12 protein-coding genes are annotated in these 13,876 nt (G+C 71.2%); 11 read left to right on the top strand and 1 reads right to left on the bottom strand.

Features of this window, described 5'->3' with window-relative positions; translation table 11 throughout:
* Window positions 1-189: 189 nt before the first annotated feature.
* The 10 genes from BJ992_RS14700 (at window position 190) to BJ992_RS14745 (ending at window position 9,855) form a co-directional block, all read left to right on the top strand.
* Window positions 190-963: a VOC family protein gene (locus BJ992_RS14700; RefSeq protein WP_184981326.1), complete on the top strand. Its 774-nt coding sequence runs from the start codon at window positions 190-192 to the stop codon at window positions 961-963.
* A 138-nt stretch (window positions 964-1,101) separates the two neighbouring features.
* A complete protein-coding gene (locus BJ992_RS14705) occupies window positions 1,102-1,890 on the top strand; it encodes a helix-turn-helix transcriptional regulator (RefSeq protein ID WP_184981328.1) in 789 nt (262 codons plus the stop codon).
* Complete coding sequence (sufB, locus tag BJ992_RS14710; RefSeq protein ID WP_184981330.1) at window positions 1,887-3,299, top strand: Fe-S cluster assembly protein SufB; 1,413 nt, start codon at window positions 1,887-1,889, stop codon at window positions 3,297-3,299. The genes BJ992_RS14705 and sufB overlap by 4 nt, the downstream gene beginning before the upstream one ends.
* A 2-nt stretch (window positions 3,300-3,301) precedes the next feature.
* Complete coding sequence (sufD, locus tag BJ992_RS14715; RefSeq protein WP_184981332.1) at window positions 3,302-4,417, top strand: Fe-S cluster assembly protein SufD; 1,116 nt, start codon at window positions 3,302-3,304, stop codon at window positions 4,415-4,417.
* On the top strand, window positions 4,414-4,749 hold the full coding sequence (locus BJ992_RS14720) for a non-heme iron oxygenase ferredoxin subunit (protein WP_184981334.1): 336 nt from the start codon (window positions 4,414-4,416) through the stop codon (window positions 4,747-4,749). Before sufD ends, BJ992_RS14720 begins: the two co-directional genes overlap by 4 nt.
* Window positions 4,750-5,496, top strand: a complete 747-nt coding sequence (gene sufC, locus BJ992_RS14725; protein WP_184981336.1) for a Fe-S cluster assembly ATPase SufC — start codon at window positions 4,750-4,752, stop codon at window positions 5,494-5,496.
* A complete protein-coding gene (locus BJ992_RS14730) occupies window positions 5,493-6,764 on the top strand; it encodes a cysteine desulfurase (RefSeq protein WP_184981338.1) in 1,272 nt (423 codons plus the stop codon). The genes sufC and BJ992_RS14730 overlap by 4 nt, the downstream gene beginning before the upstream one ends.
* Window positions 6,765-6,768: 4 nt before the next feature.
* Complete coding sequence (gene sufU / locus BJ992_RS14735) at window positions 6,769-7,206, top strand: Fe-S cluster assembly sulfur transfer protein SufU (RefSeq protein WP_184981340.1); 438 nt, start codon at window positions 6,769-6,771, stop codon at window positions 7,204-7,206.
* Between the two features lie 58 nt (window positions 7,207-7,264).
* Complete coding sequence (locus BJ992_RS14740; RefSeq protein WP_184981342.1) at window positions 7,265-7,627, top strand: metal-sulfur cluster assembly factor; 363 nt, start codon at window positions 7,265-7,267, stop codon at window positions 7,625-7,627.
* Between the two features lie 740 nt (window positions 7,628-8,367).
* Window positions 8,368-9,855, top strand: a complete 1,488-nt coding sequence (locus BJ992_RS14745; protein ID WP_343072662.1) for a DEAD/DEAH box helicase — start codon at window positions 8,368-8,370, stop codon at window positions 9,853-9,855.
* A gap of 203 nt (window positions 9,856-10,058) precedes the next feature.
* Here the strand turns inward: BJ992_RS14745 and BJ992_RS14750 are convergent, their stop codons facing one another.
* Window positions 10,059-11,078: a substrate-binding domain-containing protein gene (locus BJ992_RS14750; RefSeq protein ID WP_184981344.1), complete on the bottom strand. Its 1,020-nt coding sequence runs from the start codon at window positions 11,076-11,078 to the stop codon at window positions 10,059-10,061.
* A 308-nt stretch (window positions 11,079-11,386) separates the two neighbouring features.
* Between BJ992_RS14750 and BJ992_RS14755 the strand changes: the two genes are divergently transcribed.
* Window positions 11,387-13,828 carry a glycoside hydrolase family 2 protein gene (locus BJ992_RS14755; protein WP_246497272.1) on the top strand — a complete coding sequence of 814 codons (2,442 nt, stop codon included), beginning with the start codon at window positions 11,387-11,389 and terminating at the stop codon, window positions 13,826-13,828.
* The last annotated feature ends 48 nt before the right edge of the window (window positions 13,829-13,876 follow it).

The following is a 13,876-nucleotide window of genomic DNA, read 5'->3' on the forward strand; positions in this document are numbered from 1 at the left end:
ATCTCCCGGCCACACCGCGTGGTCCGCCTCCCCCCAGATCCGCGGGACCGTCCTCGCCGTGCCGTCCCGTCACATCCGCCGGTAAAGGTTCGGCTCGGCCGGGGCCAAGCGGGTGGGGCGGTCGCGGCGGCGGGTGGCGGCCGGTGCCAGTCTGGCCGTGCTTCGCGGCACCCGCATCGGAGGTCCGGCATGCCTACGCGAACCGGTTACCGGCCAGGTCTGCCTTGCTACGCCGACCTGGCCAGCCCCGACGTGGCGGCGTCGGCCGCGTTCTACGCCGCGCTGTTCGGCTGGAGCGCCGAGCGCGACCGCGGCCAGGACGGCGGCGGCTACGTCCGTTTCACGCTGCGCGGCGTGCCGGTGGCCGGTGCGGGCCCGACGTTCTCGGTGGGCCGGCCGGCCGCCTGGAACAGCTACTTCGCCGCCGAGGACGCCGAGAGCGCGGCCCTGCGGGTCAAGGAGGCGGGGGGTCACGTGGTGACCGGCCCCGCCGAGATCGGCGACGAGGGTGCCATGGCGGTGTTCCACGACCCCGAGGGTGCCGCGTTCATGGTGTGGCAGGCGGGACGCGGCCATGGCGCGGGGCTGGCCGGTGAGCCCGGTGCGCTGTGCCGGTTCGAGCTGTGGACCCGCGACCCCGTGGGGGCCATGGCGTTCTATCCCGAGGTGTTCGGCTGGGAGACCCGCGGCGGCCAGGACGGTGAGCCGGGTGCGGTGTGGCTGACCGACGGCCGCTTCGCGGCGGGCCTGCGGCCGATGGAGGACGGGGTGCCGCAGGAGGTCCCGGCGCACTGGCTGGTCCATTTCGGGGTGGCCGACTGCGACGAGGCCGCGGACCTCGGCGTACGCTGGGGCGGCCGCGTGCTGCGCGAGCCGCGCGACCTGCCTTCGGGGCGGCGCGCGGTGCTGGCCGACCCGCACGGCGCGCGTTTCGCCGTGCTCGCCGCCGCGCCGGCCCGCTGAGTCTCCGCCGGCCCCCCTTCTGCCTGCGAGTTAGGTAAGGCTTGCCTGCGTGATGGACCTCATGCCGAGAGTGACGGCTGCCGGTTGTCGCTCGGGAAGGAATTAAGGCACACTGATGTTGTGAAAAACGTGGCTGGCATGGCGAACGCCGATGGCACCGAGCGCGGCACCCGCGCCCGGGTCGCTCGGCTGATCCTGGAACACGGCCCGATCAACGCCGCCGCGCTGGGCGAGCGGCTCGGGCTCACGCCGGCCGCCGTGCGCCGCCACCTGGACACATTGCTCGCCGAAGGCATGATAGAGCCCCGTGTCGCGCGGCCGCGCGGCCAGCGGGGCCGCGGCCGGCCGGCGAAGCTGTTCGTGATCACTGATCGGGGCCGTGGCGCCTTCGTGCACGCCTACGACGGGCTCGCGGGCGGCGCGCTGCGTTTCCTCGCCGAGCGCGCCGGAGACGACGCCGTCGCCGACTTCGCGCGCGCGCAGATGAGCGGCCTGGTGGACCGGCTGGCTCCCGCGCTCCGCGACGTACCCGTGGAAGAGCGGGTGCGCGTGCTGGCCGAGGCGCTGACCGCCGACGGTTACGCCGCGTCGTCCTCGCAGGCCAAGTCCGGCGGCGAGCAGCTGTGCCAGCACCACTGCCCCGTGGCCCACGTGGCCGCGGAGTTCCCGCAGCTGTGCGAGGCGGAGACCGAGGCGTTCGGCCGCCTTCTCGGCACCCCGGTGCAACGGCTCGCGACCATCGCGCACGGCGACGGGGTCTGCACGACCCACGTCAGCCCGCCGGCGCTGGCCGCGCAGCACAACGCTCAGCGGCCGGCGCGCCGCGACCCCGACGTGGCCACGCCGGCCGACCACGGCGTGACCGTACTCACTTCGCAATCCACTTCGCGCAACGCGATCGAGACGAGCAAGGAGACCGGAAGGTGACTGTCACCGACCGTCCGGAGCTTGAGGGCCTCGGAAAGTACAGGTTCGGCTGGGCCGACGCCGACGCGGCCGGCGCCTCGGCGCGCCGCGGCCTGTCCGAAGACGTGGTCCGCAACATCTCCGGGCTGAAGAACGAGCCGGAGTGGATGCTCGACCTGCGGCTGAAGGGCCTGCGGCTGTTCGGCAAGAAGCCCATGCCGTCGTGGGGCTCCGACCTCAGCGGCATCGACTTCGACAACATCAAGTACTTCGTCCGCTCCACCGAGAAGCAGGCCGCTTCCTGGGACGAGCTGCCGGAGGACATCAAGAACACCTACGACAAGCTCGGCATCCCCGAGGCGGAGAAGCAGCGCCTCATCGCGGGTGTCGCCGCGCAGTACGAGTCCGAGGTCGTCTACCACAAGATCCGTGAGGACCTTGAGGAGAAGGGTGTCATCTTCCTCGACACCGACACCGGCCTCAAGGAGCACCCCGAGATCTTCAAGGAGTACTTCGGCTCGGTGATCCCGGTCGGCGACAACAAGTTCGCGTCGCTGAACACCGCGGTGTGGTCGGGTGGCTCGTTCATCTACGTGCCGCCGAACGTGCACGTCGAGATCCCGCTCCAGGCCTACTTCCGGATCAACACCGAGAACATGGGCCAGTTCGAGCGCACGCTGATCATCGTCGACGAGGGTTCCTACGTCCACTACGTCGAGGGCTGCACGGCGCCGATCTACTCCTCCGACTCGCTGCACAGCGCCGTCGTCGAGATCATCGTGAAGAAGAACGCGCGCTGCCGGTACACGACCATCCAGAACTGGTCGAACAACGTCTACAACCTGGTCACCAAGCGCGCCGTGGCGTACGAAGGCGCGACCATGGAGTGGATCGACGGCAACATCGGCTCCAAGGTCACGATGAAGTACCCGGCCGTCTACCTCATGGGTGAGCACGCCAAGGGTGAGACGCTGAGCGTCGCCTTCGCCGGCGAGGGCCAGCACCAGGACGCCGGCGCCAAGATGGTGCACCTCGCGCCGAAGACCTCCTCGACGATCGTCTCCAAGTCGGTCGCCAGAGGCGGCGGCCGCACGTCCTACCGCGGCCTCGTGCAGATCGAGGAAGGCGCGGCCGGCTCGGCGTCCACGGTCAAGTGCGACGCGCTGCTCATCGACCAGATCAGCCGCTCCGACACCTACCCCTACGTCGACGTCCGCGAGGACGACGTCTCCATGGGCCACGAGGCCACGGTCTCCAAGGTGTCGGACGACCAGTTGTTCTACCTGATGAGCCGGGGCCTGGACGAGGACGAGGCCATGGCCATGATCGTGCGCGGGTTCGTCGAGCCGATCGCGCGCGAGCTCCCCATGGAGTACGCGCTCGAACTCAACCGGCTGATCGAGCTGCAGATGGAAGGAGCGGTGGGCTGACCATGGCTCTCGACACCAAGCCGCGGCCCGTCGCGCCGGAGGGCTCCTCCGTGGAGGACTTCCCGGTGCCGACCGGACGCGAGGAGAACTGGCGATTCACGCCGCTGTCGCGGCTGCGCGGCCTGCACGACGGCACGGCGCCTGCCACCGGCGACGTCTCCGTCGAGGTCTCCGCGGCGCCTGAGGTCACGGTCGAGACCGTCGGCCGCGACGACCCGCGAATCGGCGAGGCGTACGTCGCCGCCGACCGCGTCGCCGCGCAGGCGTACGCCTCGTTCGAGAAGGCCACCGTGATCACGGTGCCGCGGGAGGCCGTGGCCTCGACGCCGACCGTGGTCACGCTGCGCGGCGACCGCCAGGTGACCGCGTACGGCCACATCGTGATCGCGGTGGAGCCGATGGCCGAGGCCGTCGTCGTGCTCGACCACCAGGGCAGCGCCGTGTACGCCGACAACGTCGAGTTCGTCGTCGGCGACGGCGCGACGCTGAAGGTCGTCAGCCTGCAGGACTGGGCCGACGACGCGGTGCACGTCTCCCACCACCACGCGCGCCTCGGCAGGGACGCCACGTTCAAGAGCTTCGTGGTCACCCTCGGCGGCGACCTGGTGCGGCTGGCGCCGTCGGTGACGTACACCGGCCGGGGCGGCGACGCCGACCTCAGCGGCCTGTACTTCGTGGACGCCGGCCAGCACATCGAGCACCGGCTGCTGGTCGACCACAGCGTCCCTGACTGCCGCAGCAACGTCGACTACCGCGGCGCGCTGCAGGGCGACGAGGCGCACGCCGTGTGGATCGGCGACGTCATCATCCGTGTCGAGGCCACCGGCACCGACACCTACGAACTCAACCGCAACCTCATCCTCACCGACGGCGCGCGCGCCGACTCGGTGCCCAACCTGGAGATCCTCACCGGAGAGGTCGCCGGGGCCGGCCACGCCTCGGCCTCGGGCCGTCTCGACGACGAGCACACGTTCTACCTGCAGGCGCGGGGCATCCCCTACGACGAGGCGCGCCGCCTGGTCATCCGGGGCTTCTTCGCGCAGCTCATCGCGAAGATCGAGGTCGACGAGGTCCGCGACCGGGTGCTCGCCGCGGTGGAGGCGGAGCTCGCACCATGACCTTTCAGAAAGTCTGTTCTCTCTCCGACATCCCGGACGGCGGTGTGACCGGCGTCGAGGTCGAGGGGAAACCGGTCGCGCTGGTGCGTAAGAGCGACGAGGTGTTCGCTCTGCACGACGTCTGCTCGCACGCCGAGGTCCGCCTCAGCGAGGGCGACGTGTACGACGACACGCTGGAGTGCTGGCTGCACGGCTCGTGCTTCGACGTGCGCACCGGCAAGCCCACCGGCCCCCCCGCGACGCGGCCGGTTCCCGTCTACCGAGTGAAGCTCGACGGCGACGACGTGCTCGTCTCGCTCGACAGCACCGACAACGCCAATGGAGAGTCCTAAGTGTCCAGCCTGGAAATCCGCGATCTGCACGTCTCCGTCGACGACAAGGAGATCCTGCGGGGCGTCAACCTGACCGTGCGGTCGGGTGAGACCCACGCCATCATGGGGCCGAACGGCTCGGGCAAGTCCACGCTCGCCTACGCCGTCGCCGGCCACCCGAAGTACACCATCACCTCCGGCTCGGTCCTGCTCGACGGCGAGGACGTGCTGGCGATGTCGGTGGACGAGCGGGCCAGGGCCGGCCTGTTCCTCGCCATGCAGTACCCCGTCGAGGTGCCGGGTGTCTCGGTGTCGAACTTCCTGCGCAGCGCCGTGACGGCCGTGCGCGGCGAGGCGCCGAAGCTGCGGGTGTTCACCAAGGAGCTGAAGGAAGGCATGGACGCGCTGTCCATCGACGCCTCCTTCGCGCAGCGTAACCTCAACGAGGGCTTCTCCGGCGGCGAGAAGAAGCGCCACGAGATCCTCCAGCTGGAGCTGCTCAAGCCCAAGATCGCGATTCTGGACGAGACCGACTCCGGCCTCGACGTCGACGCGCTGCGCGTGGTGTCCGAGGGGGTCAACCGCTTCAGCGCCGGCGGCGACACCGGCGTGCTGCTGATCACCCACTACACCCGCATCCTGCGGTACGTGAAGCCGCAGTTCGTGCACGTGTTCGCCGGTGGCCGCATCGTCGAGGAGGGTGGCCCCGAGCTCGCCGACAAGCTTGAGGCCGAGGGGTACGAGCGTTACACCAAGGCCGCGATATGACCACCCTGGCGACGAGCGTGCTCGACGTGGAGAGGATCAGGACCGACTTCCCGATCCTCTCCCGCGAGCTGCCCGGCGGCCGGCCGCTGATCTACCTGGACTCCGGCAACTCCTCGCAGAAGCCGCTCCAGGTGATCGACGCCATGCGCGACCACCTCGCGCACCACTACGGCAACGTCGGCCGCGCGCTGCACGTCCTCGGCAGCGAGTCCACCGAGGCGTACGAAGGGGCCAGGGACAAGGTCGCGGCCTTCATCGGCGCGCCGTCCCGCGACGAGGTGGTCTTCACCAAGAACGCCTCCGAGGCGCTCAACCTCGTCGCGTACGCCTTCGGCAACCCGGCGGGTGAGGACGACCGGTTCCGCATGGGACCCGGTGACGAGATCGTCATCTCCGAGATGGAGCACCACTCCAACATCGTGCCGTGGCAGCTGCTCGCGCGGCGCACCGGCGCGACGCTGCGGTGGTTCCCCGTGACCGACGAGGGCCGCCTGGACCTGTCCGGCATCGACGACCTGATCACCGAGCGCACCAAGATCGTGTCGATCGCGCACCAGTCGAACGTGCTCGGCACCGTCAACCCGGTCGCCGAGGTGCTGGCCCGCGCACGGCAGGCCGGCGCGCTCATGATGCTCGACGCCTCGCAGTCGGTGCCGCACCGCGTGACCGACGTGGCGGCGCTCGGCGTGGACTTCGTGGCGTTCACCGGTCACAAGATGGTCGGCCCCTCCGGCATCGGCGTGCTGTGGGGACGGCGGGAACTGCTGGAGGCCATGCCGCCGTTCCTCGGCGGCGGCGAGATGATCGAGGCGGTCTGGATGGACCACTCGACCTACGCGCCGGTGCCGCACAAGTTCGAGGCGGGGACCCCGCCGATCGTCGAGGCCGTGGGTCTCGGCGCCGCCGTCGACTACCTCACCTCCGTCGGCATGGACGAGATCCAGCGGCACGAGCACGACCTGACGGTGTACGGCCTGGAGGCGCTCCAGGAGTTCCCCGGGCTGCGCATGATCGGCCCGAGCACCGCCGACGACCGCGGCGGCACCCTGTCGTTCACCATCCCCGGTGTGCATCCGCACGACGTGGGGCAGATCCTGGACGACCGGTTCGGCATCGCCGTGCGCGTCGGGCATCACTGCGCGCGGCCGCTGCACCTGCGGTTCGGAATACCCGCGACCACGCGGGCGTCTATCTACCTGTACAACACCACGGAGGAGATCGACGCGCTGGTCCGCGGTCTCCACCACGTCCAGAAGGTGTTCGGATAACGACATGATCGCCGAGTCGCTGTACCAGGAGCTGATCCTGGAGCATTACAAGCACCCGCTGGGCCGCGGCCTGCGGGAGCCGTACGACGCCGAGGTGCACCACGTCAACCCGACCTGCGGGGACGAGGTGACCATGCGGGTGAAGCTCGGTGACGGCGGCAAGGTCGAGGACGTGTCCTACGACGGCCAGGGCTGTTCCATCAGCCAGGCGGCCGCGTCGGTGCTGCACGAGCTGGCCACCGGCGCCGACGTCGCCGACACCCTCGCGATCGTCGACGAGTTCACCCGCCTCATGCAGGGCCGCGGCCAGGTCGAGCCCGACGAGGCCGTGCTCGGTGACGCGGTGGCGTTCGCCGGGGTCGCCAAGTACCCCGCGCGGGTCAAGTGCGCACTGCTGGCCTGGATGGCCTACAAGGACGCTCTGGTGCGGAGCTCCGCGTGATTGTTCACCCCGATACCCTGATGAGCGATGCGATGACGATGGTCAAGGAGGTGGCGCCATGAGCAAGCCCGTGGAGACCCCCACCGGTTTCGACGGAGAGACGTCCGTCGACGAGGTGATGGAGGCGCTCAAGGACGTCGTCGACCCCGAACTCGGTGTCAACGTCGTCGATCTCGGCCTGATCTACGGCGTCAACCTCGACCCCGCCGACCCCGGCACCCCTCCGGTCGCCACCCTCGACATGACCCTCACCAGCGCCGCCTGCCCGCTGACCGACGTCATCGAGGAGCAGGCCCACTCCGCGCTGGAAGGCATGGTCTCCGACGTCAAGATCAACTGGGTCTGGCTCCCCCCGTGGGGCCCCGACAAGATCACCGACGACGGCCGCGACCAGCTCCGCATGCTCGGTTTCAACGTCTGACCCCTTCTCCACCCGAGCACTCCCTCCACGAGGAGAGTCCCGGCCAGGGGTTCTTTCCTCCCGGGGATCTCCCCACCAGGAGATCCCCGGCCGGCCGCGCCGGCCTGCCTGATCTCACCCGTCCGGCCGGCAGGCCGTCATGGCGAAGGGCCATCGACTTCTCACGAGGGTGACGTCCGGCCTCTGAACCGTGCTGTGTGTCTGATTGATGGGGGTGAGAAACCCCACGACGCGTGCCGTGGTCCCTGACCACCCATCTGAGCCGGCCCACTGTGACTCGGCCACCCGCCCGCGACGCACCACGATCTCGTGCCGGCACAAAGGTCGCGGCCGGCGTTCACCCGAAGCGCGACACCGGCGACACCAGCAGACACACCGAGTCGCTCCACGCCGGCACACCCGATCGGCCCCGAGTTGACCGGTGCAGGTGCCGGCACACCCGACCGCGACCGGCGAACCCTCACCGTCCCAGACCCACAACCCGCCGACAAGAGAGAACACATCCCCGCCCCAGTAGCACACCCGATCCGCACCCGGCCCGGTTGATCGCACGCATCCGGGAGTCCGGTAGACTCTAAGTTGCTCATAGCGGGCGGCGTCCGGGTGCACCCCGGCGGATCAGAGCCCGCCCGGCGCCAACCTGGCGCCTTCCCCCAGCGCGGTGAACCCCGCGCGCACCTGGCTCGTCCTTTTCGATGAAGTGACGTGCCATGATCTTCTATCGAAAGGCACGACACAACGTGACGAGCTTCACTGCCGCCATGCCCGCCGACGCGTCCACCGGCGCGAAGCGTGACGAGGCGGTGCCGGCCGCGCCTGAAGGGCCGCCGGAGTTCGCCCTGCTGGGGCTGCCGAAGCCTCTGGTGTCCGCGCTCGCGCGGCAGGGCATCACCAGCCCGTTCCCCATCCAGCGGGCCACCATTCCCGACATCTTGTCCGGCAGGGACGTCCTCGGACGTGGTCAGACGGGGTCGGGCAAGACACTTGCGTTCGGGCTTCCGGCCATGACGCGGATCGCGGGGGTCAAGGCGGCGCCGCACCGGCCGCTCGCGGTGATCCTGGTGCCGACGCGCGAGCTCGCCATGCAGGTGACCGACGCGCTGGAGCCGCTCGGCCGCGGGCTGAGCCTGCGGGTCAAGACCGTCGTCGGCGGCATGTCCATGGGGCGTCAGATCGACGCGCTGCGGCGCGGCGTCGAGATCGTCGTGGCCACCCCGGGGCGGCTGACCGACCTGATCCAGCAGGGTGAGTGCTCGCTCGCCGACGTGCGGGTCACGGTGCTCGACGAGGCCGACCACATGTGCGACCTCGGGTTCTTCCCCGTGGTCAGCGCGCTGCTCGACCGGACCCCGGCGGACGGCCAGCGGCTGCTGTTCTCCGCCACCCTCGACGGCGACGTCGACAAGCTCGTGCGGCGGTTCATGCACGACCCGGTGACCCACTCCCTGGCTCCCGCCACGTCCCCCGTGGACACCATGGAGCACCACATGCTCCAGGTCACCCGCGACGACAAGTTCGCGGTCACCGCGGAGATCGCGGGACGTGAGGGCCGCACCATCATGTTCGTCCGCACCCAGCACGGTGTGGACCGCCTGGTGAAGCAGCTCGCACGGGTCGGGGTACGGGCCGGGGGGCTGCACGGCGGCAAGCGGCAGAACCAGCGGTCCCGCATCCTCGCCGAGTTCCGTGAGGGCACCATCGGGGTGCTGGTCTGCACGGACGTCGCCGCGCGCGGCATCCACGTGGACGACGTGAGCCTGGTGCTGCACGTGGACCCCCCGATGGACCACAAGAGCTACCTGCACCGCGGTGGCCGTACGGCCCGCGCCGGCGAGCGTGGCACCGTGATGACGCTGGTGCTGCCGAGCGAGCGCCGCTCCGCGGAGTCCATGACCCGCCGCGCCGGTGTCCGTCCCGGCCGCATCAAGGCCACCCCGGGGCACCCGAGCCTCGTGGAACTGGCCGGTGCGCAGGCGCCGAGCGGCATCGCGGTCCCGGTGTGGGAGCCCCCGGCGGCGCAGGCCGCCGAGCGTCCCCGCCGCGGTCCCGGCCACAACGGCCGCCGGCCGCGCCGCTACTCCGACCGTCCCCGCGAGAACGCGTCCGGCGAGCGTCCGGCGCGTGAGGGACACCCGTCGCGCGACGGTCACACTCCTCGCGAGAGCCGGCCGGCCCGCACGTCCCGTCCCTACCGTGACCGCACCGGCGGCTCCCGTCCGTCACACTGACCCATCCACGCGAAGGCCCGGCCGGACGATGTCCGGCCGGGCCTTCGGCGTGCGGGCCCCCAGACGGCGGGGGTGGGGGGTGCTGACGCGCAGGTCCCAGGCGGTGAGGGACGGGGCTGAGCCCGGGTCCGCAGGCGGCCGGGGTGGGACGGGGGCGGCGTGTGGGTCCTCCGGTGGCGAGGGTGGAGTCGGTGTGTGGGCCCTCAGGTGGCGGGAGGCGGCGCGGTGCTGGCGCGTGGGGTGAGGCGGGCCGGCCGGTCCTCGTACGGGGTGACCTCCTCGCCGCCGATGAGCGCGAGCAGGCGGCGCGCGGCCTGCGCGCCGTAGGCCGGGACGTCGCGGCTGAGCGCGGTCAGCGGGGGCCGGACGACCTGGGAGAGGGGGGAGTCGTCCCAGGCGACCACCGACAGGTCGGCGGGGACGTCGAGACGCATCTCCTGGGCCACGGACAGGCCGGCGACGGCCATGATGTCGTTGTCGTAGATCAGGGCCGTGGGCCGGGGGGACATGCTCAGCAGGCGGCGGGTGGCGCGTGCGCCTTCCTCGCCGCTGTAGTCGGTGTGGACGGTGACGGGGTCGCCGAGGTCGAGCTCGGCGCACACGGCGCCGAAGGCGCGGTCGCGGATCAGGGTGTGCGCGAGCCGGGGCAGGCCCGCGACGCGGGCCACGCGGCGGTGGCCGAGCGCGGTCAGGTAGGTGACGGCGTCGCGGACGGCGAGCCCGTCGTCGGACCACACCGGCAGCAGCGAGCCGGTCTCGGAGGGGTGGCCGAGCGCCACGACAGGCATGCCGAGCGACTCCAGCACCGGGACGCGCGGGTCGGCGAAGTGGAGGTCGAGCAGGATGGCGCCGTCGACGCGGCCCTCGCCCCACCACCGTTGGTACACGGCCATCTCCTCGTCGTGGTCCGGCACGACCTGGAGCATCAAGGCGTAGGACCGGGCCGACAGCTCGCTCTGGATGCCGCTGATCAGCTCCATGAAGAACGGCTCCACGCCGAGGAACCGCGCCGGCCGGGACAGCGCGAGGCCCACGGTGTCGGCCCGCGCGCCGTTGAGGGCCCGCGCGGCGCTGCTCGGACGCCAGCCGATCTCGTCGGCGATGGCGACGATGCGGGCCCGGGTCGAGGCGGACACCCCCGGCTGGCCGTTCAGCGCGTAGGAGACGGCGCCTTTGGAGACCCCGGCCTGCCGTGCGATGTCGGCGATCGTCGGTCGTCTCACCGGGTCCCCCTCAAGTGAACACCTCTGTTCCAGCCCCCCGACGGCCTGTACTTTACTATGCCCGCCGGCTCGCGAATCGCGCGCGTCCGGTACGGGACGCGCTGGTCAGCTGAACCGGGGCAGCGAATGTCCCGGCGCGAGGAGGCGACGTCACACGGTCGTTGACATTCCTGACATTTCCCCCGTACTTTCGCGATACTTATCCGGTTCAGTCGTGATGTGGAAGCCCGCTCATCCGGAAATACCCGTGACCATGCGATCCGGGCCGTCCGGCCGGAAGGCCGACCTCGAAGGAGATCCACTTGAGCATGTACCGTCCGCTGCACGACGGCTGGACCCTCACCGCCGTCGCGGATGAGGTGGGGGTCGCCGGCGTTCCCGCGGCCGTCCCCGGCTGTGTGCACACCGATCTGCTCGCGGCCGGTCTCATCGACGACCCCTACCTGGACGGCAACGAGGACCGCCTCACCTGGATCGGCCGCACCACCTGGGCCTACGAGACGACCTTCACCTGGACCGGCGACGGCTCCGCGCGGGCCGACCTGGTCTGCGACGGCCTCGACACGGTGGCGGCCGTCCTGCTCAACGGCGCCGAGGTCGCCGTGACGGAGAACATGCACCGCTCCTACCGCTTCCCGGTGCGCGAACTGCTCCGCGAAGGCGCCAACACCTTGCGGGTGGTGTTCGGCTCGCCGTACGACCACGCCGAGCGCCGCAGGGCCGAGCTCGGGGACCGGCCCGGCGCCTACGACGAGCCGTACCCGTTCATCCGCAAGATGGCCTGCAACTTCGGCTGGGACTGGGGCCCGACGCTCGTCACCTCCGGCATCTGGCGTCCCATCGGCCTGCACTCCTGGAGCGGAGCGCGCCTCGCGTCCGTACGGCCCCTGGTGACCCTGGACGGCCGTGACGGCCGCGTCGAGGTCCGCGCCACGGTGGAACGCGCCACCGGGGGGCCGCTGGCCGTGACGGCCGAGGTCGGCGGCGTGCGCGCCGAGACCCGCCTCGCGCCTGGCGAGCACGAGGCCGTCCTGGTGCTCACCGTCCCGGCCCCCGAGCTGTGGTGGCCACGCGGGTACGGCGACCAGCCCCTGTACCCCCTCACCGTCGGCGTGGCCCCGGTGGAGGAGGCGGTGGAGGAGGCGTCCGGCGACCAGGCGTCCGGCGACCAGGCGTCCGGCGACGAGTGGACCGGGACCATCGGGTTCCGGTCGGTGCGGCTGGACCTGGCAGGCGGCGCGTTCACGATCGTCGTCAACGACGTGCCGGTGTTCGTGCGCGGCGCCAACTGGATCCCCGACGACTGCTTCCCCTCCCGCGTCACCCGCGAGCGCCTCGCCGAGCGTCTCGGCCAGGCGTGCGGCGCCAACATGAACCTGCTGCGGGTGTGGGGCGGCGGGCTGTACGAGAGCGGCGACTTCTACGACCTGTGCGACCGGCTCGGCCTGCTGGTCTGGCAGGACTTCCCGTTCGCCTGCGCCGCCTACCCCGAGGAGGAGCCGTTCACCGCCGAGGTCGAGGCCGAGGCGCGCGACAACGTCGTACGGCTCATGCGCCACCCGAGCCTGGTGCTCTGGAACGGCAACAACGAGAACATCGAGGGCTACCACGACTGGGGCTGGCGCGAGAAGCTCGACGGCCGCACCTGGGGGGCCGGCTTCTACTTCGATCTGCTGCCGCGCGTGGTCGCCGAGCTGGACCCCACCCGTCCCTACTGGCCCGGCAGCCCCTACTCCGGCGCCCCCGATCTGCCGCCGAACGACCCCTCCCGCGGCACCGTGCACATCTGGGACGTCTGGAACCGCGAGGACTGGCTGCGGTACGGCGCCTACCGGCCGAGGTTCGCCGCCGAGTTCGGCTTCCAGGGCCCTCCCGCCTACGCCACGCTGCGCCGCGCGGTGCGCGGCGAACCGCCGGCCCTCGGCTCCCCGGCCCTGGCCCGCCACCAGAAGGCCCACGACGGCATGAAGAAGCTGCTGCGCGGCCTCGGCGACCACCTGCCGCGGCCCTCCGGCCTGGACGACTGGCACTACCTGACCCAGCTCAACCAGGCCAGGGCCCTGACCTTCGCCTTGGAGCGCTTCCGCGCGCAGGCGCCGCACTGCATGGGGACCGTCGTGTGGCAGCTCAACGACTGCTGGCCGGTGATCTCCTGGTCCGCCGTGGACGGCGACGCGCGCCGCAAACCCCTGTGGTACGCGATCCGCCGCGCCTACGCCGACCGGCTGGTCACCTTCCAGGACGACACGGTGGTGCTGGTCAACGACAGCGCCGGCGAGTGGACGGGGGAGCTGGCGGTGACGCGGCTCGCGCTGAGCGGCGAACCGCTGGCGCGGCGGGCCTTCCCCTTCGCCGTCCCCGCGCGCGGCACGCTCCCCGTGCCGTTGCCGGCGGCGCTCGTCACGGCGGCCGACCCCGCAAAGGAACTGACGACGGCCACCGCAGGGGACCTGTCCGCGGTGCGCTTCTTCGCCGAGGACACCGAGGTCGCCTTCCCCGAGGCTGATCTCACCGCCACCGCCGAGCCGGTGCCGGGAGGCACCCGCGTCACGGTCACGGCCCGCACCCTGGTCCGCGACCTCGCGTTGTTCCCCGACCGGCTCGACCCCCGCGCCGAGGTCGACGACATGCTGGTCACCCTCGTCCCCGGCGCCACCGCGACCTTCCACGTCGCCTCACCGGTGCCGCTCGACCCGGCGGCCCTCACCACCTACCCGGTGCTGAGGTGCGTCAACGAGGCCAAGGGCTGAGACGCCGGGGTGGTGAGCGCGTGTTCCCGCCGGGGCCGACTACTCTTG

It is taken from the genome of Sphaerisporangium rubeum, from assembly GCF_014207705.1.
Lineage (GTDB): Bacteria > Actinomycetota > Actinomycetes > Streptosporangiales > Streptosporangiaceae > Sphaerisporangium > Sphaerisporangium rubeum.

Coding starts and splice junctions, on each gene's coding strand:
- BJ992_RS14705 (WP_184981328.1), top strand. CDS start 1,102: ATGGCGAACGCCGATGGCACCGAGCGCGGCACCCGCGCCCGGGTCGCT.
- BJ992_RS14740 (WP_184981342.1), top strand. CDS start 7,265: ATGAGCAAGCCCGTGGAGACCCCCACCGGTTTCGACGGAGAGACGTCC.
- BJ992_RS14730 (WP_184981338.1), top strand. CDS start 5,493: ATGACCACCCTGGCGACGAGCGTGCTCGACGTGGAGAGGATCAGGACC.
- sufD (WP_184981332.1), top strand. CDS start 3,302: ATGGCTCTCGACACCAAGCCGCGGCCCGTCGCGCCGGAGGGCTCCTCC.
- BJ992_RS14720 (WP_184981334.1), top strand. CDS start 4,414: ATGACCTTTCAGAAAGTCTGTTCTCTCTCCGACATCCCGGACGGCGGT.
- sufU (WP_184981340.1), top strand. CDS start 6,769: ATGATCGCCGAGTCGCTGTACCAGGAGCTGATCCTGGAGCATTACAAG.
- BJ992_RS14700 (WP_184981326.1), top strand. CDS start 190: ATGCCTACGCGAACCGGTTACCGGCCAGGTCTGCCTTGCTACGCCGAC.
- BJ992_RS14755 (WP_246497272.1), top strand. CDS start 11,387: ATGTACCGTCCGCTGCACGACGGCTGGACCCTCACCGCCGTCGCGGAT.